Raw genomic sequence first — 23,903 nt, 5'->3', positions numbered from 1 at the left:
CCGGTCAAGCTGGCGCCGCGCTACCCTTCATCACCCGCACCGTCACGAACCAGAGCACCACGCCGACCGCCAGCAGGATGCCGGCAATGCTGTACTGCACCGGATCGCGGCCCGTCCAGGGACCGGCGAGAAAGGCGCAGGTGACGGCACCGAGAACCGGCACGACCGTCGGCGTGCAGAAATGCTTGTGCTCCACCCTATCCTTGCGCAGCACGAGCACCGCGATATTGACGATGGTAAAGACGCAGAGGAGCAGCAGCGCCGTGGTGCCGCCGAGCGCCGGCACGCCACCGACGAAGGTGATCAGCCCGACCGCGATCAATGTGGTGAAGAGTATGGCCACATAGGGCGTGCGGCGGCCGGGATGGACGGCGCCCAACATCGGTGGCAGCACGTTTTCCTTCGCCATGCCGTAGATCAGCCGGCTTGCCATCATCATGTTGATCAGCGCCGAATTGGCGACCGCAAACATGGTGATGATGCCGAAAATGCCGATGGGGAAACCGGGCGCACCGGCCTGCACCACCTTCAGGAGTGGTGTCTCGCCCTCGCCGAGCTCTGCGGCGGGAACGAGCGTGATCGCCGAGATCGACACCAGCACATAGATGAGACCGGTCAGCACGAGGCCGCCGAGCAGGACCTTTGGGAAGATGCGGCTCGGCTCCTTGCATTCCTCGGCCATGTTGACCGAATCCTCGAAGCCGACCATGGCGAAGAAGGCGAGCGTGGTGGCGGCAATCACCGGCCAGAACATGCCCCCGCCTTCCGGCGGCTGGAAGGTAAAGGCACGCGAGACATCGCCCTCGCCGCCCCAGATCGCCCAGAAACCGATGCCGATGATCAGAAGCAGGCCACTCAGTTCCACGACGGTCAGCACCACATTGACCATGACGCTTTCGCCGACGCCGCGGAAATTGACGATGGCGACGAGCGCAATGAAGGCGAGTGCCACACCGGTGACGAGGAAACCGCCATCCGCCATACCCATGGTCGCGACGAAATTGGCGGCGAAGGCGCGCGAGGCGGTGGAGGCCGAGGTGATGCCGGACGACATGACCGCAAAGGCCACCAGGAAGGTGAGGAAATGCACGCCGAAGGCCTTGTGGGTGTAAAGTGCGGCCCCCGCCGCCTTCGGATATTTCGTCACCAGTTCCAGATAGCTGAAGGCCGTCAGAAGCGCGACGACGAAGGCGACGAGAAAGGGCAGCCACACGACACCGCCCACTTCTGCCGCCACCTGGCCGGTCAGTGCATAGATGCCGGTGCCGAGAATATCGCCGACGATGAACAGTAGAAGCAGGCCCGGCCCCATAACCCGCTTCAACTCATGGCCCGATCCGGTCTGGCTCTTGCCCAGATGCTCTGCCATGCGTGTTTCCGATTGCTGGTCTGACATGACCCCTCCCCCAATGTGATGAAATTCAACGTGCCGGCACCCGTCCGGTTCCTTCTTCTTCCTCACCCCTGGCGGAAAATCGAGAGACGCCTGGAACGCTCGTGCGTCCCGCCAGTTAGCCGGTCACGGCCCGGTATGCGTTTCCGGCGCCAATCCCCTCCAGACGATAGACGAGAAAGAGACGGATATGGACGAGAACAAACGAGGCACCATGCCGGCAGGCACCACGGACAAGATGCTCACCAACCGGCAGGGGCATCCGGTTGTCAACAACCAGTCGATGCGCACCGTTGGCGCGCGCGGTCCGGCAACGCTGGAAAACTATCAGTTCCTGGAAAAGATCACCCATTTCGACCGCGAGCGCATTCCGGAACGCGTGGTGCATGCGCGCGGCTTCGTCTGTTACGGCGAGTTCGAGGCGACCGGCAAGATCGGCGACGAACCGGCCTCGACCTATACGCGCGCCAAGCTGTTCCAGCAGGCGGGCAAAAAGACGCCGCTCGCCATCCGTTTCTCGACGGTCATCGGCGGGCGAGACTCCTCCGAAGTGGCGCGCGACCCGCGCGGTTTCGCGGTGAAGTTCTATACCGAAGATGGCAACTGGGATCTGGTGGGCAACAATCTCGCCGTCTTCTTCATCCGAGATGCGATCAAGTTCCCGGACGTCATCCATTCGCTGAAGCCGGACCCGGTGACCTTCCGTCAGGAGCCGAACCGCATTTTTGACTTCATGAGCCAGACGCCGGAGAGCATGCACATGCTCACCCACCTGTTTTCGCCACGCGGCATTCCGGCAAGCTATCGCCACATGGAGGGTTTTGGCGTCAACACCTACAAGATGGTGAACGATAAGGGCGAGACTGTCTTGGTGAAATACCACTTCCATCCGCGCGCCGGGCTGGCCAGCCTGACGGCAGAGGAAGCTGCGAAGGTCCAGGGCCAGGACTTCGGCTCTGCCTCGAAGGACCTGTTCACCGCGATCGAACACGGCGATTACCCGCAATGGGACATGTTCGTGCAGATCATGGAGGATCACGACCATCCGGAGCTCGACTGGGACCCGCTGGACGACACGAAGATCTGGCCGGAACACCAGTTTCCGCTGCGCCACATCGGCACCATGACGCTGAACCGCAATGTCGAGGATTTCTTCAACGAAAACGAACAGATCGCCATGGGCACCGGCGTGCTGGTGGACGGGCTCGACTTTTCCGACGATAAGATGCTGGTGGGCCGCACCTTCTCCTATTCCGACACCCAGCGTTATCGCGTCGGCACGAACTATCTTCAGCTGCCGGTGAATCAGGCGAAGAACGCCCAGGTGGCGACCAATCTCTCCGGCGGACAGATGAGTTTCCAGCGCGACCTTGCCCCCGGCCAGAATCCGCATGTGAACTACGAACCCTCGATCCATGACGGGCTTTCCGAAAACCCGCGCGAGGAGCCGAACCGCCCGCCGGAAATTCGCGGACCGCTGACGCGCGCCGTGCTGGAGCGACGCAATGATTACGCGCAGGCAAGCGGTCGCTTCTGCACCATGATGGACTGGGAGCGCGACGACCTGATCACCAACATGGGTGATCTCCTCTCGCAATGTCAGCGCGACGTGCAGGAACGCATGGTGTGGCACTTCTTCCTGGTGCATGACGACTATGGCCGCCGGGTCGGCGAAAAGCTCGGCATTTCGGCAGAGGATGTGAAGGGGCTGGGACCGCTGCCGAAACAGGTTCTGACCGACGACGACCAGAAGCGGCTACAGCAGCTTGGCAGGAACGGCGACGTGATCGATCCGTCGATCTGGGGCCAGTGGACAAGTTCGGTGAAGAACCACAAGGCGACGGCCGAAGAAGTGCTGATGGGCAAGCTGCCCAGCGCCCGACCGATGGACCAGGCCGCGGAATAAGTCGGTTGCCGCGTGTCCCCTTCTTCCCGTCAAAACGGGCAGAAGGTGGCCGGCAGGCCGGATGAGGGGCAGGCAATCCTGGTGGCGAAAGCCCGTTACCCCGGCACTTTCCCGCAGGCGGCAGGGCTATAACATTAGACACAATACCCCTCCCAACCCTCCCCACAAGGGGGAGGGCTTTAACCCAGGCGACCCGCCGAAACCGGTTGAAGCTCGGGCGGGTGCCGCAAGGTGTCTCCCCCCTTGTGGGGGAGATGGCCGGCAGGCCAGAGGGGGTATTCTTCCATACGTGATACCCCTGCCGAAGGCCGGGAGAGGGAGAGAGAACGGTGCGCCCGCCTCTCTTACACCGGCTGGGCCGGCTGCAGCGCCACGCGTCCCAGCCGCGCCAGTGCCAGGAAAAACAGAAGTGCGACAAGGCCGAGACCGATCAGCGACCAGAGCACCATGTCCGGTCCCGTCCGCTCCAGAATGACGGCAAGGCCGAAGGGCGAAAGTGCCGAGGCGGCCAGCCTGACAAGCGTCAGCTGGCCCTGGCGGGCGCCATAGCCTTCGCTGCCGAAAAGGGCGAGCGGCAGCGTGCCGAAGACGATGCTGGAGAGGCCCGAGCCGAAACCGAAGACGATGGCAAACAGCATGGCGCCGGGCACGAAAGGATAGGTGAGCGTCAGCACCAGGATGCCGAGTGGCGCGAAGACGGCCGTCAGCACGGCAAGCTGGAGAGCCCCGAGATTCTTGCCGAAGATCATGTTGGTGAAGCGGCTGAGAACCTGCGCCGGACCGAACAGGGTTGCGACCAGAACCGCCGTGCCTCCGAGGCCGAGCCCGGTCAGCACCGGCACCATGTGGAACAACAGCGCGGTGTTGACGAAGGAGAGCAGCCCCATGCCGATGAGCATCAGGGCAAAACCCTGTTGCCGGTAGGCGGCAGGCAGCAGCCCGGTGACGACCTGGGCGCTGCCCGAGGCGCTCTCATCCGCCCGCCGTCCGCCGCGGCCATAAAGGCTGAGCCAGGCATGCAGCGGCAGGCAGAGCATGAGGTTGAGGGCGGCAAACACGAGATAGACCTGCTGCCAGGACAGATGGGCGTGCAGAACCGTCGTGACCGGCCAGAAGATGGTGGAGGCGAAACCGGCAATCAGCGTGAGGTAGGTGATGCTGCGCTTGGCCTCGCGCGGGCGGATTTCCACCAGAAGCGCAAAGGCCGCGCCATATTGCACGAGATTGGAGGAGAGTTCCGTCAGCAGGAGACCGGCAACGAAGACGCCGCGATGAGGCGCGACGGCGCAGATGACCAGCGACAGGGCCGCCGCCAGCGAACCAAGCGTCATGACCCGCCCGGCACCGAAACGATCCATCAGCCGGCCGGCAAAGGGTGCGACCAGCCCCGACACGAACAACGAGGCGGAGAGAAGACCGAACACCCAGTCGACGCTCCAGCCGAAATCCCGCGCCATATCAGGCGCGAGAATGCTGAAGCTGTAATAGAGCGTGCCGTAACCGATGATCTGGGTAAGCCCCAGCGAGACAATGGCGGCGACCGGGGGACGGGATGTCATAGGGATTTCAGCTGTACACGGGCTTCGAGTTTATCAGCTGTTTCCTTGCGCTCGCTGTAACGGTCGGTCAAGTAGGCGGAGGCATCGCGCGTCAACCAGGTGAACTTCACCAGTTCCTCGCAGACATCCACCACCCGCTCGTAATAGGAGGATGGTTTCATGCGGCCGTTTTCGTCGAACTCCTGAAAGGCCTTGGCGACGGAGGACTGGTTGGGAATGGTGATCATCCGCATCCAGCGGCCGAGCACGCGCATCTGGTTGAGCGCGTTGAAGGATTGCGAGCCGCCGGAGACCTGCATGATGGCGAGCGTCTTGCCCTGGGTGGGGCGGATGGAGCCGACGGACAGGGGAATCCAGTCGATCTGCGTCTTCATGATACCGGTCATGGCGCCGTGGCGTTCGGGGCTGACCCAGACCTGCCCCTCGGACCATTGCGACAGCTCGCGAAGTTCCTGCACCTTCGGATGGCTGACCGGTTCGGCATCGGGAAGCGGCAGACCCTTCGGATCGAAGAAACGTACCTCGCAACCAAGTTCGGTCAGAAGCCGCCCGGCCTCCTCAGCCAGAAGCCGGCTATAGGAGATCGTCCGCAGCGACCCGTAGAGGATCAAGATGCGCGGCTTGTGCGTGGAAAAGGCAGGGCGCAGCGCGGCAAGATCGATCGGCCGCAGGTGGCGGGAATCGAGTGCCGGCAGATCGGCACCCGCCTCAAGGGGGGTATCAGCCAAGGCGCTTGCCCTCCGCATCGAGAACCTGCTCGCCATCCTCCTTGACGAAGGGACCCGTGAACGTCTCCGGCAGGATCTCCAGCACCAGTTCGGACGGGCGCGACAGCCGTGTGCCGAGGGGCGTCACCACGAAGGGGCGGTTGATCAGGATCGGGTGTTCGAGCATGGCGTCGAGCAGTTGCTCATCCGTCAGCGCCGGATTGTCGAGGCCGAGCTCGGCAAAGGGCGTGCCCTTTTCACGGATCGCCTCGCGCACGGACAGTCCGGCATCGGCAATCATCGTCTTCAGGGTGTCGCGCGAGGGCGGGGTCTGCAGATATTCGATCACGGAGGGTTCGATGCCGGCATGGCGGATCAGCGCCAGCGTGTTGCGCGAGGTGCCGCAGGCGGGATTGTGGTAGATGGTGACGTTCATGGGTCAGGCTTTCGTTTCGGTTGCGGCGGCACGCACGGAGGCGCCGGTTTCGTACCAGGTCTTGCTGCGGTTCACGATCCAGACGACGGAGAGCATGACGGGCACTTCGATCAGCACGCCGACAACAGTGGCAAGCGCTGCCCCCGACTGGAAGCCGAACAGGCTGATGGCGGCCGCCACCGCAAGCTCGAAGAAGTTGGACGCGCCGATGAGGGCCGAGGGACCGGCCACACAATGGGCCTCGCCGGTGGCGCGGTTCAGCAGATAGGCGAGGCCGGAATTGAAGTAGACCTGGATCAGGATCGGCACGGCAAGCAGCGCGATCACCATGGGCTGCGCGATGATCTGTTCGCCCTGGAACCCGAAGAGCAGAACGAGCGTGGTCAGCAGCGCCACCAGCGAGGCGGGCTGCAGGATCTTCAGGAGATCCTCGAGCGCCCGTTCGCCGCCGGAAGCCAGCAACTGGCGGCGGATCAACTGCGCAGCAATGACCGGCAGCACGATGTAGAGCACGACCGAGAGGATCAGCGTATCCCACGGCACCGTGATGGCCGACAGGCCGAGCAGCAGGCCGACGATCGGCGCAAACGCCACCACCATGATCGCATCGTTGAGCGCCACCTGGGAGAGCGTGAAATGCGGCTCGCCCTTCGTCAGGTTAGACCAGACGAAGACCATGGCCGTGCAGGGGGCGGCGGCGAGAATGATCAGCCCGGCGATATAGCTGTCGATCTGGTCTGCCGGCAGAAGCGGGCGAAACAGCCAGCCGATGAAGAGCCAGCCGAGCAGCGCCATGGAGAAGGGTTTGATGGCCCAGTTGATGAAGAGCGTGACGCCGATGCCGCGCCAGTGGCGGCTGACCTGCCCGAGCGCCGCGAAATCGATCTTGATGAGCATCGGAATGATCATCAGCCAGATCAGCACGGCCACCGGCAGGTTGACCTTGGCGACCTCCAGCGCTGCGATGGCGTGGAAGACGCCGGGCAGTGCATAGCCCAGCGACACGCCGACGAGGATGCACAGGAAGACCCAGAGCGTGAGGTAACGTTCGAAGGTGGACATGATCACGCGACCTCGGGGCTGGGACGGGTTGCTGCACCGGACTTGCCGATCTCGTCCAGCCGCTTCTGCAGCGAAAGCTTGTCGAGACTGGTCATCGGCAGGCTTACAAAGACGGAAATGCGGTTGTTCAGCATGCGGTAGGCATCGGCAAAGGCAAAATGCCGTTCCGATTCGGTGCCTTCAGCGGCGGCAGGATCCGGCACGCCCCAATGGGCGGTCATCGGCTGTCCCGGCCAGACCGGGCAGGCTTCGGCGGCGGCGTTGTCGCAAACGGTGAACACGAAATCCAGCTGCGGTGCACCGGGCGCGGCAAACTCGTCCCAGTTCTTCGACCGGGCAAAGCTCGTATCGTAGTTCATGCCCTTCAGCAGTTGCAGCGTATAGGGATGAACCTCGCCCTTCGGCTGGGAGCCGGCGGAATAGGCCTTGAACTTGCCCTGGCCAAGCCGGTTGAGGATGGCCTCCGCAATGATGGAGCGGGCGGAATTGCCGGTGCACAGGAACAGGACATTGTAGATGCGATCGGTCATTGCGGTCTCTCCTCGCGTGAAGGGGCACAGCACGCCGCAGCTGCGGTGGCCGGCAGACAGATTTCGGGGTGGCCGGCACAGCAATCCTCCATCAGGAAGCGTATGAGGCCGACGAACTGGTCATAGGCAGCGGTATAGATGATCGAGCGGGATTCGCGGGTGGCCGTCACCAGCCCGACGCGCTCCAGCTCCTTCAGATGAAAGGAGACATTCGAGGCGGACACGCCGGCAGCCTCCGCCACCGCGCCGGCGGCCATGCCCTGCGGCCCCGCCACCACCAGCATGCGCACGATCTTCAGCCGCGTTTCCTGCGACAGCGCGCCAAACATGCCGACAGCCTGTTTCTCGTCCATGATTTGATATTCCTATGATTATTGAAATGAAGCTAGCGCAAAGATCCGCCGCTGGCAATCCCCCTCGGTATGTTTCATCGGCGGGGAAATTAAGCCGGCTCAGGACTGCTGCACGAACCAGGACATCAGCTGCGCGCTGTTCATCGAGCCGGTGATCTTCATCAGCCGGGCCCGATGCGATTCCACCGTGCGGCGGGAAAGCTTCAGTTCGGCGGCAATCTCGCCATTGGTCTTGCCCTGCGAGACCAGCGTGAGGATCTGGTACTGCCGTCCCGTCAGCGACAGCTGGTGGGCATTGACCGGCCGGTTCAGCCGCTGGAAGCAGTAGAGGGCGTGGGCGAAGGGATCGTCATGCTGGAAGCTGCGCCCGGTGACCTGGCACCAGAAACGCTGGCCGGTGAGCGTCATCATGATGCGCTCGTCATAATAGCTGCGGCTGCCCGGAAGGTGCTCGCGCCACATCTTGCCGGTGCGGATGAAATCGGAAATCTTCGGATAGAGGATGGCAAAGCTCTGGCCGACCAGATCCGGCTGGCGGTAGCCGAACAGTTCGGCGAAGGGCGCGTTGCAATCGCGGATGATGCGGTGGGTGGCATAGACCATCGGCACCGGCAGCTCGTGCAGGGAAAATCGCGGACTTGTGTCCTTCCGGGTGGTTTCGGTGATGGGGCGATCCTCAGCCATGCCGTATAAATACTGCTAACGGACCATCCGTCTCAAGACTTAGATTTCATGGAACATGCGCTTAGGAGGAGCAACTTCATGCGAAAGGTTTACAACGATGCGTCCTCAGCCCTGGCCGGGCTGCTGAAGGACGACATGACCATTATGGCCGGCGGCTTCGGCCTGTGCGGCATTCCCGAAACGCTGATCGAGGCAGTGCGTCTCTCCGGCGTGAAGGGCCTGACAGTGATTTCCAACAATGCCGGCATCGACGGCGTGGGCCTCGGCCGTCTGCTGGAGACGCGGCAGATCCGCAAGATGATCTCGTCCTATGTCGGCGAGAACGCCACGTTCGCCAAGCAGTACCTGTCCGGCGAACTGGAAATCGAGTTCAACCCGCAAGGGACGCTCGCCGAGCGCATCCGCGCCGGTGGTGCGGGCATCCCCGCCTTCTTCACCAAGACCGGCGTCGGCACCCAGGTGGCCGAGGGCAAGGAACTGCGCCAGTTCGGCGACGACACCTATGTGATGGAGCATTCCCTGTTTGCCGATCTCGCGCTGGTGCATGCCTATCGCGGCGATACCGAAGGCAATCTCGTCTTCCGAAAGACGGCGCGCAACTTCAACCCGATGATGGCGACCGCCGCGCATGTGACGGTGGTGGAGGTGGAAAAGCTGGTGGAGCCGGGCACGATCGACCCCGACCACATCCACACACCCGGCATCTTCGTCTCGCGCATCGTCGAGGTTGCCAATACCGTGAAGCGCATCGAGCAGCGCACCGTGCGGCCGCGCGCCGCAGCCGTTGAGGGAGCACACTGATGGCCTGGACACGCGAACAGATGGCGGCCCGTGCGGCGCGCGAACTGCAGGACGGCTTCTACGTCAACCTCGGTATCGGCATTCCGACGCTGGTGGCCAATTATATTCCCGACGGCATGCATGTGACGCTGCAGAGCGAGAACGGCATGCTGGGCATGGGTCCCTTCCCCTTCGAGGGCGAGGAAGATGCCGACCTGATCAATGCCGGCAAGCAGACGATCACCCAGCTTGCCGGCAGCAGCTTCTTTTCCAGCGCCGAAAGCTTCGCGATGATTCGCGGCGGCCATATCGACCTGTCGATCCTCGGCGCCATGCAGGTGGCGCAGAATGGCGACCTCGCCAACTGGATGATCCCCGGCAAGATGGTGAAGGGCATGGGCGGCGCCATGGATCTCGTCGCCGGCGTCAAGCGCGTCGTGGTGGTGATGGAGCATGAGGCGCGTGGCGAACCGAAGCTTCTGACCCGCTGCACCCTGCCGCTGACCGGCCAGCGCGTGGCGGACCTCCTGATCACCGATCTCGGCGTCTTCACGCTTGCCCGGCGCGGCGAGGAAAGCCTGGTGCTGGTGGAACTGGCACCGGATGTGACGGTGGACGAAATCCGGGCAAAGACGCAGGCAGACTTCACCGTCGCGCTCGGCTGAGGCAACGTCCAGACCTGCGGCCGCACCTTTTGCGCGCTGCAGGTCTGTTTGCGGGCGTCCGGTCAGGGGGCTAGAGCCCGGCTGCGCGGGCGCGGTGCCCCTCGGGCGGAACGGCGATCTCCTGAAAGTCCCGGGCCAGCCGGTGCAGGGCCGCCCGCATGCCAGCGCCTTGCACCGGAACGCCGCGACCGGTGACGGCAATCTCCGGCTCCAGCGCGGCGAGCCTTTTCACAGACGCTTCCGCCGCCGCCCAGTCCGGCGTGAAGTAGCGCGGGGGCCCATGCATCTCCGGCGTCTGCAGCGCCACCTCATAGGCGGATTCCTGGCCGGTGGTGACGAAGGCATCGCCGGCAATCAGCGCGCGGTCGCCTTGCCGCCACAGCGACACATGGCCGGGCGCGTGGCCCGGCGTGTGCAGCCAGGTCCAGCCCGGCATGTAGGGCACGCTGCCATCCGCCGGCAGCATGGACAGATATTTTCCGACATTCATCGGTGAGCGCGGAAAGAGTGGCGACAGAAGCGCCATCACCCCGCCGCCGACACCGGGATCGGCCGGCGGATAATAGGCCTCGCCGTTCAGATAGGGAAATTCCAGCGGATGCGCATAGACCGGCACGTCCCAGCGGCGTGACAGCGCCTCCACCGACCCCGCGTGATCGAAATGCGCATGCGTCATGATGATGGCGCGCGGGCGCGTATGGCCGCCGAAGCGGCGCTCGGCACATTCGACGATGGTGCTGGCCGAGGCGGGCAGGCCGGTATCGATCAGCACCCAGTCGTCGGAAGTGGCCGGATTGCCCCAGAAGACGACATTGACCATCGACAGCCGGCGATAGGCAAGATCCGGGGTGATCAGCTTCAGCCCGTCGGGGGCCTCCTCGAGCCGGGCAAGGTCTTCATTAGAAAGCGGAATCTGGCTGGTCATGCGACACTCCCTCCGGCCGGCCCGCCGGGGCGACCACAAAAGCAGGCCCGCGACGGCAGGTCGCGGGCCGCACTGGCTGGCGCGCGCCTCAGACCTTGGCCGAAGCGCCGGCTTCCTTCAGCGAGGCGAATTTCATGGTGAGGCTGCGCAGGTTGTGATCGATCCAGTTGGCCATCGCCACCTCTTCCTCGAGATTGGCCTTGAGACCGGCGGTGGCCGTGGGAAAGCCGCCCAGTTCGGCAACGGTCAGCAGCGACTTGTAGGCGGCGATCTCGTAATTCTCGAAGGCGAAGTTGGCAAAGGAGTTCTTGACGATCTCGTCCGGGGCAATCGTGTGGCCAAGCGCCGCCATGGAGCCGCCCATGGAAAGCGCCATGTCCTTCATCGCGGAATGGCTTTCCGAAAGCCCGGCCAGAATTTCGTCCAGCCGCTCGATCTGGCCCTCGGTCTCGCGGATATGCGCTTCCAGGCGGTCGGCCACTTCCGGATAGTTCTCGATGCGCGAGACCTGCGGTTTCATGATCGACAGCGCCTGGTTCTCCATGGCGTGGGCGTTCTTCAGCCCGGTCACGAAAATCCTGCGGGTTGCATTGTCATCAGCCATGTCAGTCCTCCTGGTTTCTGGCGGACTAACCGGCAAGCACCGCGATGGTTCCTGAAGGGCGGCGTTAAGCGAGACGATGCCGCCAGGCGGCGCGATAGGCCGCAAGCCCTGCCGCCGCAAGCGGCGCGACGGGTTCTGCCGGCGAGGCGACGGGCCGCGCCCCGGCGAGAAGCGCTGCACCATGCGCAGTGCCGGTGGCGCCGGACAGCGCCAGCACAGGACGATGGCCGCGCCCGGCAAGCAGCGCCGCGAGCGTGGCGAGATAGGCGCCGTTCGCGGCAAAGGGACCTTCGACCAGCACCGGCCCCGCCGCCCCGACAAGATCGAGGCAGGCCTCGCTCATCAGCGAGAGATAGAGGGTCGCCGCCGCCCAGCGCAGACGCGTGTCGCAGCCGTCCGCGTTCAGCCACATCCGCTGCCGTCCCGGAAAGGGACCGGAGCCGTCCGCGACATTCGGCAGCAGCATCACCCCGGCGCGGACCGCCTCCGCGAGCGCCGGCCGCATGTCGTCAGCCGGATAAGGACCGAGTTCGGCCGCCAGCATCTCGAATTCGCGGCCGCCCATGAAGCGCGAGGAGGGCACGGCGCGGCCATAGGCATCGACATTGGCCAGCGCATCGCGGGCGGGATCGAGGTGCTGCAGATCGCCGCCGACGCCGAAACTGATGACCCAGGTGCCGGTGGAGACCACCGCGAACGGAGCTTCGCGGCCGACCAGATGCGGCAGCAGCGAGGCGTTCGAATCGTGGATGCCGCAATGGACCGGCACCGGATGACCAAGCCCGAGTTCCGCCGCAAGCGCGGGACGGACCGGGCCCAGCGCATCGAAGGCGGAGCGCACCGGCGCCATCGTCTCACGGATGCCGAGCCGGTCGACCAGCGAGGAGAAGGTTCCCGCCGCCGGTTGCCACAGGTCGGTGTGGCAGCCGAGCGAGGTCACCTCGTTGGCGACAATCCCGGTCAGGCGGAAGGCCCAGTACTGCGGATAGGTGAGGATGGTGCGGACGCGCGCGAAAGCATCCGCAAACGCGGTCTTCTGGTAGTGGATCTGCGCCCCGAGATTGAGGCCGCCGGAAAGCGCCGGCGAGAAGGTTTCCGCAAAAGGCGGCCGCAGCGCCGCGTAAGCCGCGCGGATCTCGGCGGGATAGACGTGCTCGTAATCCAGCACCGGCAGCGCCAGCGCGCCCTCCGCATCGAGGAGCACGCCGCAGGCGCCATGCGCGGTGATCGAGATGGCATCGAAGCCGGTCTCGGCGTTGAGCGCGGTCAGGGCCTCGCAGAAGAAGGCCCAGAGCGCCTCGATGTCGTAATGCGGATAAAGCGGGCCGGGCAGCACGCGGTTCGGCCGGCGGCGCACGGAAAGCTCGGCACCGGTCGCGCAATCGAGCACCAGCACCTTGGCATTGGTCTTGCCGATATCGAGAACGGCGATCCGCTCGACCGTCCTCATGGCAGGTGGAAGACCGGAACGAGATCGACGGCAACCGGCGAGTTGTCCGGATTGGTTGCCATGATGTCGGCCATGTGCGCCCACCAGCGCTTCATCACCGGATCGTCCGGCAGGCTCGCCATGCCGTGATTTGCAGGCCGCGACAGAATGCCGAACAGGATGTTGGTCTCGCGATCGAGATGGATGGAATAATCGCTGATCCCGGCCCGGTGCAGCAGATCGACCAGTTCCGGCCAGATCTCGTCATGGCGCTTCCTGTATTCGGCTTCCATGCCGGGGTTGAGCTTCATGCGGAAGGCGTAGCGTTCGAGCGTCATGATCTGGATGCCTGCCTGATGCGGCGCGCCAGGATGGGCAGCGCGATGGTGACGATGAGGAGAAGCCCGACGAAGATCGACATCACGATGCCGGGCACATTGAGGAGGCCCAGCCCGAAGGTGACGAGGCCCATGACGAAGGCGGCGATCACCACGCCGGCGATGGTGCCGGCACCACCGAGGATCGACACGCCGCCCAGCACGACCATGGTGACGACTTCGAGTTCCCAGCCTTGCGCGATGGACGGTCGCGTGGAACCGAGCCGCGAGGTGAGGCAGACGGCCGCGATGCCGCTCATCAGGCCGGTCAGCAGGAAGAGGGTGAACTTCACCCGCTCCACCGGCACGCCGGAAAAGCGTGCGGCAAACTCGTTGTTGCCGATGACGAAGACCTGGCGGCCGAAATTGGTGGCATGCAGGAGGACGGCGAACACGGCGGCGGTGAGCAGGAAGAGGCCGAACTCGAAGGAAAACACCCAGACCAGATAGCCCTGGCCGAAATAGGCAAAGCTGTCCGGGTAACCGCCATAGGCCTTGTCGCCCAGCACGATGTAGGAAATGCCGCGAAACAGGCTCATCGTGCCGATGGTGACGACGATGGAGGGCAGTTTCAGCACGGAGACGAGCATGCCGTTGAAGGCGCCGCAGGCAAGGCCGGTGCCGATGCCGATCAGCACCAGGCCGGGCGTGCCGATACCGACCTGCGCCGCCGCTCCCATGGCGGTGGAGGCAAGCGCGATGATTGCCGCGACCGACAGGTCGATCTCACCGGCGATGATCAGAAGCGCCATGGCAAAGGCGATCATCGCCTTTTCGGTGAAGTTGAAGGTGGCGTCCGACAGGTTCCACGCATCGAGGAAATAGGGCGAGGCGAGCGAATTGGCGATGAAGATCGCCACCGCCACGCCGAACAGCAGCACTTCCCAGCTGGAGAGCATGCGCCCGACGGGGGTGCCGAGACGATCGGGAATGGCGCGGCGCGGCGCGCCCGGCTGGCTGGTTGTCTGTGGCTGGCTCATGCGGTCACCTCGGCACTGGCGCGATCGCGCAGGATGATGCGGCCCTTCTTCGCTTCGGCGCGGGCATTGAAGACGACGGCGAGAATGATGACGATGCCGGAGATGGCCATCTGGGCAAAGGGCGAGATGCCGATTACCGGCAGCGCATTCTTGATGACGCCGAGGAAGAGCGAGCCGAGCACGGCGCCGGCAACCGAGCCGATGCCACCGGCAATCGAGATGCCGCCGATCACGCAGGCCGCGACGCTGTCGAGTTCGAAACCATTGGCGATATCGACATAGGCCACCGCATAGCGCGACACCCAGAGATAGCTGCAGAGCCCCGCCATGGCGCCGGACAGCACGAAGGCGAAGAAGCGCGTGCGGCCGATATCGATGCCCGCATAGACGGCGGCGACGGGATTGCCGCCGGAGGCATAGGCCGAGCGGCCGAAGGGCGTGCGCGTCAGCAGGAAGCCCATGCCGATGACGACGAGGATGGCGACCCAGGAGAGCACGGGCAGGCCGAGCAGCACCGTGCGCGGCACGTTGAGAAAGGTCGGCGTCATCTGGTGCGCATTCACCCAGCTGCCGCCCGACAGCACGAAGGCCATGCCGCGATAGATGGTGAGCGTGCCAAGCGTGACGACGATCGGCGGGATCTGCAGCACCCAGACGAGGAAGCCGTTGATCGATCCCAGAAAGGCGCCGATGCCGAGCGCCATGACGATCAGCACGAGAAGCGGCAGATCGGGAAAGGCGGCATTGGTCATGGCGACCGCCATGCCGGTGAAGGCAAGGTTGGCGGCAACCGAAAGATCGATGGATTTCGTCAGGATCACCGTCATCTGGGCGAGCGCCAGCATGATCAGGATCGCGGTGTCATTGAAGATGTTGGCGAGATTGCCCGGTTCGGCAAAGCCTTCCGCGCGGGTGGCAAAGCCCGCAACCATCAGGATGATGATGCCGGAGAGAAGCAGTTCGCGGCTTTTCAGCAGTTTCGTCATGAAGCGCACTCACGCATTGCCGGTGGCGGCGCGCACCAGCGCTTCCGCTGTGGCCTCCGACCGGTCGTAAAGCCCCGCCATCAGCCCCTCGCGCATCACCATGACCCGGTCCGACATGCCGAGGATTTCCGGCAGTTCGGACGAGACCATGATGATGGACAGGCCCTGGGAGGCAAGTTCGGAAATGAAGCCGTGCACGGCGGCCTTGGAGCCGATGTCGATGCCCTTGGTCGGCTCGTCGAGAATGATCACCTTCGGCTGGGTGGCGAGCCACTTGCCGATCACCACCTTCTGCTGGTTGCCGCCCGACAGCGTGCCGACCGGCACGGACAGGGCCGCAGCGCGCAGATCGAGCCGCTCGGCATAGTGCCGGGCAAGCTTCAGCTCGTTCGCCGCCTTCAGGAAGCCGGCACGCGAGGTTTTCGTCAGCGAGGGCAGCGACATGTTCTGGTAGATCGGCATGGGCAGCGCCAGCCCGTGCCGCCCGCGCTCTTCCGGCACATAGACGATGCCCGCGCCAATCGCATCGCGCGGCGACCGGATCTCGACCGGCTTGCCTTCCAGCGTCAAGCGTCCCGCCGAGGGCCGGGTGATGCCGAACAGCGACTGGCAAAGCTCCGAGCGTCCGGCCCCGATCAGGCCGTAGATGCCGAGGATTTCGCCGCGCTTCAGCGCAAAGGAAATGTCGCGGAATTCGGTCGGATGGCTGTAGCCCTCGACGGAGAGCACGGTATCGCCGATCTCGACGCTCGTCTTCGGGAAGACGTCATTCACGTCGCGGCCGACCATCATGCGGACGATCTCCGCCTGCGGCGTGTCCTTCAGGCGTCCGTGGCCAACCGCCTTGCCATCGCGGAAGACGGCGAAGTTCTCGGCGATCTCATAGAGTTCATCGAACTTGTGGCTGATGAAGAGGATCGCCTTGCCCTGCCGCTTCAACCCTTCCACGATGCGGAACAGATCGTCGATCTCCTTGCGCGACAGTGCGGCCGTCGGCTCGTCCATGATCACGATGCGGGCTTCGACGGAAAGCGCACGGGCAATCGCAACCAGATGGCGCTGGGCGATCGACAAATCCTTCAGCCGGATCGTCGGATCGATCTCGCTTTCCAGCTGCCGCAGCAGTGCGCGCGAGCGGGCATTGATGGTGCGCCAGTCGATGGTGCCGAACCGGGTGCGCGGCGCATGGCCGAGGAAGACGTTTTCCCCGACGCTCAGTTCGTCGAACAGAACGGTTTCCTGATGGATCGCCGTGACACCCGCATCGATGGCGGCCTGGGCGCTGGAAAACTGCACCGGCTGCCCGTCGAGCAGGATCTCGCCCTCGCTCGGCCGGTAGATGCCGGTGAGGATCTTGACGAGCGTGGACTTGCCGGCACCGTTTTCGCCGATGAGCGCGGTGACCTCACCGGGATGGAGGCTGATCGACACCCGGTCGAGCGCCTTCACGCCCGGAAAGATCTGACTGATGCCGCGCATTTCCAGAACGGGCGCCTGATCGGCCAGCGGCTTGGTGATGGTCATCGGTGCCACAGCATTCATTGTTGATTTCACCCAAAGCCCCCTCCCCAACCCCTCCCCACAAGGGGGAGGGGCTCACCTGCCGCACCCTCGCGGCATCACACTGAGCGATGCAACAAGAGGTCTCCCCCCTTGTGGGGGAGATGGCCGGCAGGCCAGAGGGGGAATTTTCACAACATGCGGATCAGAAGATCTTCGAGAACTGGTCGATGTTCTTGGCGTCGTAGACGAACGGATCGGCCATGGCGGCCTCGCCATTGTCGCCGACCTTGATCGTGCCCATGCGACCGGCCTTGATCTCGCTGCCCGGCTTGCCGGTCGCGTCACCCTTGACCAGGTGATAGGCGATCTGGGTCGCCGAATAGCCGAGATCGATCGGGTTCCAGATCGCGAATTCCTTGGTGGCACCGGACTTGATGGCGCCGGCCATTTCGGAGGGAAGACCAAGGCCTGTCACGTAGACCTGACCGATCTTGCCCGCATCCTTCACCGCCTGCGAGGCGGCCAGAACGCCGACCGTGGTGGGCGCGACGATGACCTTCACGTTCGGCTGCGAGGTGAGCAGGCCTTGCGCTTCGCGATAGCTCTTGTCGGCAAGGTCATCGCCATAGACGGTGGTGACGAGGTTGAGGCCCGGGAAATCCTTGAGCTGCTTCTTCATTTCCGCGATCCAGATGTTCTGGTTCGTGGAGGTGGTGGTGGCCGAGAGAATGGCGAAATCGCCCTTGCCGCCCGGCAGATGGTCCTTGGCGAGCGTCAGGCACATCTTGCCGATCAGCTCGTTGGAGGACGGGTTGAGATGCATGATGCGACCGGCCGGTGCGACACCCGAATCCCAGGAGATGACCTTGATGCCGCGCTGCGCCGCCTTCTTCAGAGCCGGGACGACCGCATCCGGATCGTTGGCGGAGATGGCAATCGCATCCACGCCCTGCGCGATCAGCGAATTGATCACTTCGATCTGGCCTTCGGCCGTCGTGGTCGTCGGACCGGTATAGATGATCTTGACGCCGCCGAGTTCCTTGGCAGCCTCTTCCGCGCCCTTGTTGGCGGCTTCGAAGAAGCCGTTACCGAGCGACTTCACCACCAGCGCGATTTTCATGTCGGCTGCCGAAGCCATGCCGGCCAGCGAGACCGATGCCGCGAGCGCCAGCGTTGCCGCGCCGAAATGCCGTCTTGTCAGTTTCATGTTTCACTCCTCCCAAAGATAGTCCGGTTGATCTCCCCCTCCCCGGCCGGTCGTTTCTCAAGCGACCGAGGAAGCATCCTCCTTGCCGGTCGCCGCCATGGGCTTGACCGTCAGAACCTTCACGCCGGCCGCCTCCAGCATCGTCACCGCCTCGTCCGGCACGCCATCATCGGTGATGATGGTCGAGACATTCTCGAGCGGGCAGAGAATCATGCTGGAGCGGCGGGCAAACTTGCTGGAATCGACCATGACGATCAGCTCGTCCGCCTGGCGCATCAGCCGCTGTTCGCTCTGGATCACCAGCGCGTCCGGCTCCATCACGCCATGGGCGGAAATGCCCTGCGCACCGATGAACATGCGCCGCGCATAGAAATTGCGGATCGCGTCATTCTCGAAGGGCGACAGGATCAGGCTCTGGTCGCGATAGATCGCGCCGCCCGGCACCGAGACCGTGCACTTGGAATGCTTGAGCAGATGCTCGGCAATCGCGAAGGAATTCGTCATCACCTGCAGGCGCCTGGCCGACATGAAATGCACCATCTGGAAGGTGGTCGTGCCGCCATTGATGATGACCGAATCGCCTTCGTCGCACAGTTCGATCGCCGCGCGCGCGATTGCGCGTTTCTTGTCGATATTGACCGATTCGGACACCCGGAACGGACGCGCCGCCAGATTGCCCTGCTGCGGCGGATGCACCGCTTCCGCCCCGCCACGCACACGCCGGAGCCTGCCCTGCACATGCAGCGCCGCGATGTCGCGCCGGATCGTGGCCTCGGAAGCCTCGGTCAGCTCGGCAATATCCTGCACCGTCACCACAGGCTTTTCCTGGATGGCGCTCAGAATGATGCGATGGCGCTCACGTTCGTGCATGGGGTCCTCCTTGCTTCGATTTATTCGCAATGCCTTCACCCTGTCAATCATGAACGATCAAAAAAGATTATATTGCGGCGCACAATGCGCATTCATGATCGTTTGTGATTGACAAGCGCCCCCGGCCTGCGCGATATCCTGCAGCCAAAGGAGATGCTTCGCCCGCCGGGCAAGCGACATGAACACCTGGGAGGACTTTCCATGTCGGGCCAAACCCGCCTTCTCGAAAACCGTTGGGATGATGCTTACGCGGCCACGCTCGATGAGCCGGGCAAGCTGCTCTATCGCTCCAACCTGCTCGGCGCCGACAAGCGCATCACCAATTACGGCGGCGGCAATACCTCCGCCAAGGTGATGGAAACCGACCCGCTGACGGGTGAGAAGGTTCAGGTTCTGTGGGTGAAGGGCTCCGGCGGCGATGTCGGCACGATCAAGCTCGACGGCTTCGCGACCCTCTACCAGGAAAAGCTGGAAGCCCTGAAGGGCATCTATCAGGGCGTTCACGACGAAGACCGCATGGTCGGCTTCCTGCCGCACTGCACCTTCAACCTGAACCCGCGCGCCGCCTCCATCGATACGCCGCTGCACGGTTTCGTTCCCTTCACCCATGTCGATCACATGCATCCGGATGCGATCATCGCAATCGCGGCCTCGAAGAATTCGAAGGAACTGACGCAGCAGATCTTCGGATCGGACATTGGCTGGCTGCCCTGGCGCCGCCCCGGCTTCCAGCTGGGCCTCGATCTCGAAGCCTTCGTAAAGGCGAACCCGAATGCAAAGGGTGTCGTGCTGGAAAGCCATGGCCTGTTCACCTGGGCCAATGATGCAAAGGATTGCTACGAACTGACGCTTGCGATCATCAACAAGGCGATCGAGTGGTTTGCGGCTCAGACCGAAGGCAAGGTGATCTTCGGCGGCGCCGTTGCCGAGAGCCTGCCGGCCGCCGAGCGCCGCGCCATTGCGGCAAAGCTTATGCCGGAAATCCGTGGCCGCATCGGCAAGGCCGAGCGCAAGCTCGGCGATTTCGACGATCAGGAGGCCGTGCTCGAATTCGTCAATTCGAACAACCTGAAGCCGCTTGGCGCGCTCGGCACCTCCTGCCCGGACCACTTCCTGCGCACCAAGATCCGCCCGCTGATCCTCGACTTCGACCCGGCCAATCCGGATGTGGATGCCGCGATTGCCGGTCTCGATCAGGCGCTGGAGGAGTACCGCGCCGATTACACCCGCTATTACGAGAGCTGCAAGCACGACAATTCGCCGAAGATGCGCGACCCGAACCCGGTCATCTTCCTGGTTCCGGGCGTCGGCATGCTGTCCTTTGCCAAGGACAAGGCAACGGCGCGTATTGCCGGCGAGTTCTACGTCAACGCCATCAACGTGATGCGCGGCGCCTCCACCGTCTCCGAGTATCAGGGCCTTCCCGAGCAGGAAGCCTTCGACATCGAATACTGGCTGCTGGAAGAGGCAAAGCTGCAGCGCATGCCGAAGCCGAAGAGCCTGGCGGGCCGCGTCGCCCTCGTCACCGGCGGTGCCGGCGGCATCGGCCGGGCAACGGCCGAACGGCTGATGGCGGAAGGCGCCTGCGTGGTGCTGGCCGATATCGATGCCGAAGCGCTGGACGCCGCAAAGGCCGATTTCGCCAAGCGCTACAGCGCAGATAGCGTGCGCGCCGTGCAGCTTGATGTCACGAAGGAAGAGGCCGTGACCGCCGCCTTCGCCGCAGCCTGCGTCGAATTCGGCGGCGTCGATATTCTCGTCTCCAATGCAGGCATTGCCTCCTCCGCGCCGGTGGAAGAGACGACGCTTGCCATGTGGGACAAGAACATCGGCATTCTCGCCACCGGCTACTTCCTTGTTTCACGTGAAGCTTTCCGGCTTTTCCGGCGTCAGGGCCTCGGCGGCAACGTGGTCTTCGTCGCCTCCAAGAACGGCCTTGCCTCCTCGCCGAATGCCTCGGCCTATTGCACCGCGAAGGCCGCCGAGATCCATCTCGCCCGCTGCCTGGCGCTCGAGGGCGCAGATGCCGGCATCCGCGTCAACACGGTCAACCCGGATGCGGTGCTGCGCGGCTCAAAAATCTGGAACGGCGAATGGCGCGAACAGCGCGCCGCCTCTTCCAAGATCGAGGTGAGCGATCTGGAGGAGCATTACCGCAAGCGCTCCATGCTGAAGCTGAACGTGTTCCCGGAGGATATCGCCGAAGCCATCTACTTCCTGGCTTCGGATCTTTCGGCCAAGTCGACGGGCAACATCATCAATGTGGACGCCGGCAACGCCCAGAGCTTTACGCGGTAAAAGAACGTCTCCGCCGGGTGGCCCGGGTTACCCTCTCTGACTTGCCAGACACCTCCCCCTCACAGGGAAGATGTCCGGCAGGACGGAGGGGGATATGCCCCACGACGAAGCCCAGAAGTGGAACGTCATAAACGTGAACGGTCTGTACGGGAGGAACCAATGACAGATCTGAAGATTGCAGGCGATGTGATCGCCGCCGAGAACGACAAGCGCACCGCCGCGCTCACCACCGATTATACGGCGCTCGGCGAAAAGCTCGCCCGCAGCAATATCGATATCGAAGCCGTTACAAGGAAGGTGTCCGAGTTCTTCGTCGCCGTACCCTCCTGGGGCGTCGGCACCGGCGGCACCCGCTTTGCCCGCTTTCCGGGCCTCGGCGAGCCGCGCCACATCTTCGACAAGCTGGAGGATTGCAGCGTCATCCAGCAGCTGACGCGGGCAACGCCCACGGTTTCCCTGCACATCCCCTGGGACAAGGCGGACCCGAAGGAACTGAAGGCCAAGGGGGATTCGCTCGGGCTCGGCTTCGACGCGATGAACTCCAACACCTTTTCCGATTCGGCCGATCAGGCGCATTCCTACAAATATGGCTCGCTCAGCCACGTGGATGCGGCAACCCGCGCCCAGGCGGTGGAGCACAATCTGGAATGCATCGAGATCGGCAACGCCCTCGGCTCGAAGGCGCTGACGGTGTGGATCGGCGATGGCTCCAACTTCCCCGGCCAGTCAAATTTCACCCGCCAGTTCGAACGCTATCTCGATTCGATGCGCACCATCTATCAGGCGCTGCCGGACGACTGGCGGCTGTTTTCCGAACACAAGATGTACGAGCCGGCCTTCTATTCGACGGTGGTGCAGGACTGGGGCACGAACTATCTGATCGCGCAGACTCTGGGCGACAAGGCCTTCTGCCTGGTGGATCTCGGCCACCATGCGCCGAATACGAATATCGAGATGATCGTCGCCCGCCTCATCCAGTTCGGCAAGCTCGGCGGCTTCCACTTCAACGATTCCAAATATGGCGACGATGACCTCGATGCCGGCTCCGTCGAACCCTACCGCCTGTTCCTCGTCTTCAACGAACTGGTGGATGCCGAGCATCGTGGCGTGAAGGGCTTCCACCCCGCCCACATGATCGACCAGAGCCACAACGTGACGGACCCGATCGAAAGCCTGATCGCCTCCGCCAACGAGATCCGTCGCGCCTATGCCCAGGCACTGCTGGTTGACCGTGCGGCGCTGGAAGGCTTCCAGGAAGAGAATGATGCGCTGATGGCAACCGAGACGCTGAAGCGCGCCTATCGCACCGACGTGGAACCGATCCTGGCCGAGGCCCGACGTCGGGCCGGGGGGGCCATCGATCCCATCGCAACCTATCGTTTCAGCGGCTACCGCGCCCGCGTTGCAAGCGAGCGTCCGGCGGTGAAGGGTGGTTCGGGCGGCATCGTCTGAACCGTTGTGCCAGAATGAAGCGGCCTATCCGGCCGCTTCCCGCACTTGCTGGCGGAATTGCGCCGCCATTCATTCGATTAACCAGATTTTTTAATCAAAGTTTAAAATCCGTTAAGGCGCCCTCTTGCACCGCAGCACCGTCTGATAGACTGTCGGCTATCGAATAATGGGGTGAACCGATGACAGATGTGTCCGAACGGCGGCGGCAGACGGAAGGCGATTCGGCAGGCAGAGACAGCGCTAACATCAAGGTTGTGGCGCGTCCGCAATCCCCGGCGCGCAGCGGGCCGGCGGCAAGATCCCCGGCACCGGCGGATCTTCTTCCGATCGAACTGAGTTTTGCCACAGCGACTTACGAGCAGCTGGAGGTTCGCCTCGATCCGGCGCTGAAGACGCTGTGGTACTTCATGAAGCCGACCGAGGCGCCGAGCTATACGCCGGACCTGCTTCGCGATCTGTCTGCCCTGCGCACCCGCATCCAGAAGCTGTTCGAGCGTCCCACCGACGAACCGCCGCTGCTCTATCTGGTCAACGGCTCGAAGCAGCCGAACATCTTCAACCTCGGCGGCGATCTCGGTTATTTCGCCGATCATATACGTTCGGGCGACCGCGCGGGCTTGCGCCGCTATGCGCTGGACTGTGTCGATCTGGTCTATTCCTCCTCGCAGAGCCTCGATCTGCCGATCTTCCTCATCTCGCTGGTTCAGGGTGATGCACTGGGCGGCGGCTTCGAGGCGGCTCTTGCCTCCGACATCATCATTGCCGAGCGCAAGGCGAAGTTCGGCCTGCCGGAAATCCTGTTCAACCTGTTTCCCGGCATGGGCGCCTATTCCTTCCTGTCGCGCAGGCTCGATCCGACCCGCGCCACGAAGATGATCATGAGCGGACGCATCTACACCGCCGACGAGCTGCACGAGATGGGGCTGGTCGACATGGTGGTGGAGGACGGGCGTGGCGAGGAAGGCGTGCGCGAATATATTCTGCGCAACAGCCGCAAGCACGCGATCCAGCGCACCATGCGCGACGTGCGCCGCCGCGTGAACCCGATCACCCACCAGGAACTGATCGACGTGGTGGATCTGTGGGTGGAGGCCGCCATGGCGCTGGAGGATGCGGATCTGCGCAAGATCGACCGTCTTCGCGGTGCACAGGCCAAGCGCATCGAGGCAAGCCTCTGATTGCGGCGTTGCGGCGGCC

The 23,903-nt window shown here is 63.6% G+C and carries 23 protein-coding genes; 6 read left to right on the top strand and 17 right to left on the bottom strand.

The genetic code is table 11. The annotated features are described in order from the left end of the window. Positions 1-4: 4 nt before the first annotated feature. Positions 5-1,369 (bottom strand): APC family permease, encoded by a 1,365-nt coding sequence (locus tag KLP42_RS22770; protein ID WP_252193194.1) that lies wholly within the window; start codon positions 1,367-1,369, stop codon positions 5-7. A gap of 214 nt (positions 1,370-1,583) precedes the next feature. Here KLP42_RS22770 and KLP42_RS22765 point away from each other — a divergent pair, with 214 nt between their 5' ends. Continuing rightward, the gene (locus KLP42_RS22765; RefSeq protein WP_215569806.1) at positions 1,584-3,299 is read left to right on the top strand and encodes a catalase; all 1,716 of its coding nucleotides are present in this window, start codon (positions 1,584-1,586) and stop codon (positions 3,297-3,299) included. A 344-nt stretch (positions 3,300-3,643) separates the two neighbouring features. Here the strand turns inward: KLP42_RS22765 and arsK are convergent, their stop codons facing one another. The 7 genes from arsK to KLP42_RS22730 all read right to left on the bottom strand — a co-directional run bounded on the left by arsK (position 3,644) and on the right by KLP42_RS22730 (position 8,630). After that, positions 3,644-4,858 carry an arsenite efflux MFS transporter ArsK gene (gene arsK, locus KLP42_RS22760; RefSeq protein ID WP_215569803.1) on the bottom strand — a complete coding sequence of 405 codons (1,215 nt, stop codon included), beginning with the start codon at positions 4,856-4,858 and terminating at the stop codon, positions 3,644-3,646. Next, a complete protein-coding gene (gene arsH / locus KLP42_RS22755; protein WP_215569801.1) occupies positions 4,855-5,604 on the bottom strand; it encodes an arsenical resistance protein ArsH in 750 nt (249 codons plus the stop codon). The genes arsK and arsH overlap by 4 nt, the downstream gene beginning before the upstream one ends. Further along, the gene (gene arsC, locus KLP42_RS22750) at positions 5,579-6,001 is read right to left on the bottom strand and encodes an arsenate reductase (glutaredoxin) (protein WP_215569799.1); all 423 of its coding nucleotides are present in this window, start codon (positions 5,999-6,001) and stop codon (positions 5,579-5,581) included. The genes arsH and arsC overlap by 26 nt, the downstream gene beginning before the upstream one ends. A gap of 3 nt (positions 6,002-6,004) precedes the next feature. After that, complete coding sequence (gene arsB, locus KLP42_RS22745) at positions 6,005-7,063, bottom strand: ACR3 family arsenite efflux transporter (protein WP_215569797.1); 1,059 nt, start codon at positions 7,061-7,063, stop codon at positions 6,005-6,007. Positions 7,064-7,065: 2 nt separating this feature from the next. Continuing rightward, complete coding sequence (locus KLP42_RS22740) at positions 7,066-7,593, bottom strand: arsenate reductase ArsC (RefSeq protein WP_215569794.1); 528 nt, start codon at positions 7,591-7,593, stop codon at positions 7,066-7,068. Further along, entirely contained in the window at positions 7,590-7,946 is a 357-nt protein-coding gene (locus tag KLP42_RS22735; protein ID WP_215569793.1) for an ArsR/SmtB family transcription factor, read from the bottom strand. The genes KLP42_RS22740 and KLP42_RS22735 overlap by 4 nt, the downstream gene beginning before the upstream one ends. Positions 7,947-8,045: 99 nt before the next feature. Further along, positions 8,046-8,630, bottom strand: coding sequence for a PAS and helix-turn-helix domain-containing protein (locus tag KLP42_RS22730; RefSeq protein ID WP_215569790.1), 585 nt, complete (start codon positions 8,628-8,630; stop codon positions 8,046-8,048). A gap of 78 nt (positions 8,631-8,708) precedes the next feature. Here KLP42_RS22730 and KLP42_RS22725 point away from each other — a divergent pair, with 78 nt between their 5' ends. Then, entirely contained in the window at positions 8,709-9,431 is a 723-nt protein-coding gene (locus tag KLP42_RS22725) for a CoA transferase subunit A (protein ID WP_215569788.1), read from the top strand. Then, a complete protein-coding gene (locus KLP42_RS22720; RefSeq protein WP_215569786.1) occupies positions 9,431-10,075 on the top strand; it encodes a 3-oxoacid CoA-transferase subunit B in 645 nt (214 codons plus the stop codon). The genes KLP42_RS22725 and KLP42_RS22720 overlap by 1 nt, the downstream gene beginning before the upstream one ends. Positions 10,076-10,145: 70 nt before the next feature. Here KLP42_RS22720 and KLP42_RS22715 read toward each other — a convergent pair whose 3' ends face one another. The 9 genes from KLP42_RS22715 to KLP42_RS22675 form a co-directional block, all read right to left on the bottom strand. Then, a complete protein-coding gene (locus KLP42_RS22715; protein WP_215569784.1) occupies positions 10,146-11,000 on the bottom strand; it encodes an MBL fold metallo-hydrolase in 855 nt (284 codons plus the stop codon). An 88-nt stretch (positions 11,001-11,088) separates the two neighbouring features. Beyond that, positions 11,089-11,604 carry a ferritin-like domain-containing protein gene (locus tag KLP42_RS22710; protein ID WP_215569782.1) on the bottom strand — a complete coding sequence of 172 codons (516 nt, stop codon included), beginning with the start codon at positions 11,602-11,604 and terminating at the stop codon, positions 11,089-11,091. A 64-nt stretch (positions 11,605-11,668) separates the two neighbouring features. Beyond that, positions 11,669-13,054 carry an FGGY-family carbohydrate kinase gene (locus KLP42_RS22705; RefSeq protein WP_215569780.1) on the bottom strand — a complete coding sequence of 462 codons (1,386 nt, stop codon included), beginning with the start codon at positions 13,052-13,054 and terminating at the stop codon, positions 11,669-11,671. Further along, positions 13,051-13,371, bottom strand: a complete 321-nt coding sequence (rhaM, locus tag KLP42_RS22700) for an L-rhamnose mutarotase (RefSeq protein WP_215569778.1) — start codon at positions 13,369-13,371, stop codon at positions 13,051-13,053. Before rhaM ends, KLP42_RS22705 begins: the two co-directional genes overlap by 4 nt. After that, complete coding sequence (locus tag KLP42_RS22695) at positions 13,368-14,390, bottom strand: ABC transporter permease (protein ID WP_215569776.1); 1,023 nt, start codon at positions 14,388-14,390, stop codon at positions 13,368-13,370. Before KLP42_RS22695 ends, rhaM begins: the two co-directional genes overlap by 4 nt. Further along, positions 14,387-15,376, bottom strand: a complete 990-nt coding sequence (locus tag KLP42_RS22690; protein ID WP_215569773.1) for an ABC transporter permease — start codon at positions 15,374-15,376, stop codon at positions 14,387-14,389. The genes KLP42_RS22695 and KLP42_RS22690 overlap by 4 nt, the downstream gene beginning before the upstream one ends. 9 nt (positions 15,377-15,385) lie before the next feature. Further along, positions 15,386-16,918 carry a sugar ABC transporter ATP-binding protein gene (locus tag KLP42_RS22685; RefSeq protein ID WP_215569771.1) on the bottom strand — a complete coding sequence of 511 codons (1,533 nt, stop codon included), beginning with the start codon at positions 16,916-16,918 and terminating at the stop codon, positions 15,386-15,388. A 163-nt stretch (positions 16,919-17,081) separates the two neighbouring features. Then, positions 17,082-18,086 (bottom strand): rhamnose ABC transporter substrate-binding protein, encoded by a 1,005-nt coding sequence (rhaS, locus tag KLP42_RS22680; protein ID WP_215569769.1) that lies wholly within the window; start codon positions 18,084-18,086, stop codon positions 17,082-17,084. Between the two features lie 57 nt (positions 18,087-18,143). Then, positions 18,144-18,956, bottom strand: coding sequence for a DeoR/GlpR family DNA-binding transcription regulator (locus KLP42_RS22675; protein ID WP_215569767.1), 813 nt, complete (start codon positions 18,954-18,956; stop codon positions 18,144-18,146). Positions 18,957-19,157: 201 nt separating this feature from the next. On the opposite strand from KLP42_RS22675, the gene KLP42_RS22670 reads away from it, so the two are divergent. The 3 genes from KLP42_RS22670 to KLP42_RS22660 all read left to right on the top strand — a co-directional run bounded on the left by KLP42_RS22670 (position 19,158) and on the right by KLP42_RS22660 (position 23,884). Further along, complete coding sequence (locus KLP42_RS22670; RefSeq protein WP_215569765.1) at positions 19,158-21,254, top strand: bifunctional rhamnulose-1-phosphate aldolase/short-chain dehydrogenase; 2,097 nt, start codon at positions 19,158-19,160, stop codon at positions 21,252-21,254. Positions 21,255-21,413: 159 nt separating this feature from the next. Next, positions 21,414-22,706, top strand: a complete 1,293-nt coding sequence (rhaI, locus tag KLP42_RS22665) for an L-rhamnose catabolism isomerase (RefSeq protein WP_215569763.1) — start codon at positions 21,414-21,416, stop codon at positions 22,704-22,706. A 179-nt stretch (positions 22,707-22,885) separates the two neighbouring features. Next, positions 22,886-23,884: a crotonase/enoyl-CoA hydratase family protein gene (locus tag KLP42_RS22660; RefSeq protein ID WP_215569761.1), complete on the top strand. Its 999-nt coding sequence runs from the start codon at positions 22,886-22,888 to the stop codon at positions 23,882-23,884. The last annotated feature ends 19 nt before the right edge of the window (positions 23,885-23,903 follow it).

The organism is Rhizobium sp. CSW-27 (assembly GCF_018760785.1).
GTDB lineage: Bacteria > Pseudomonadota > Alphaproteobacteria > Rhizobiales > Rhizobiaceae > Neorhizobium.
The sequence above is the reverse complement of the archived record's forward strand: the minus strand, read 5'-3'. Positions and strand labels throughout refer to the sequence as shown.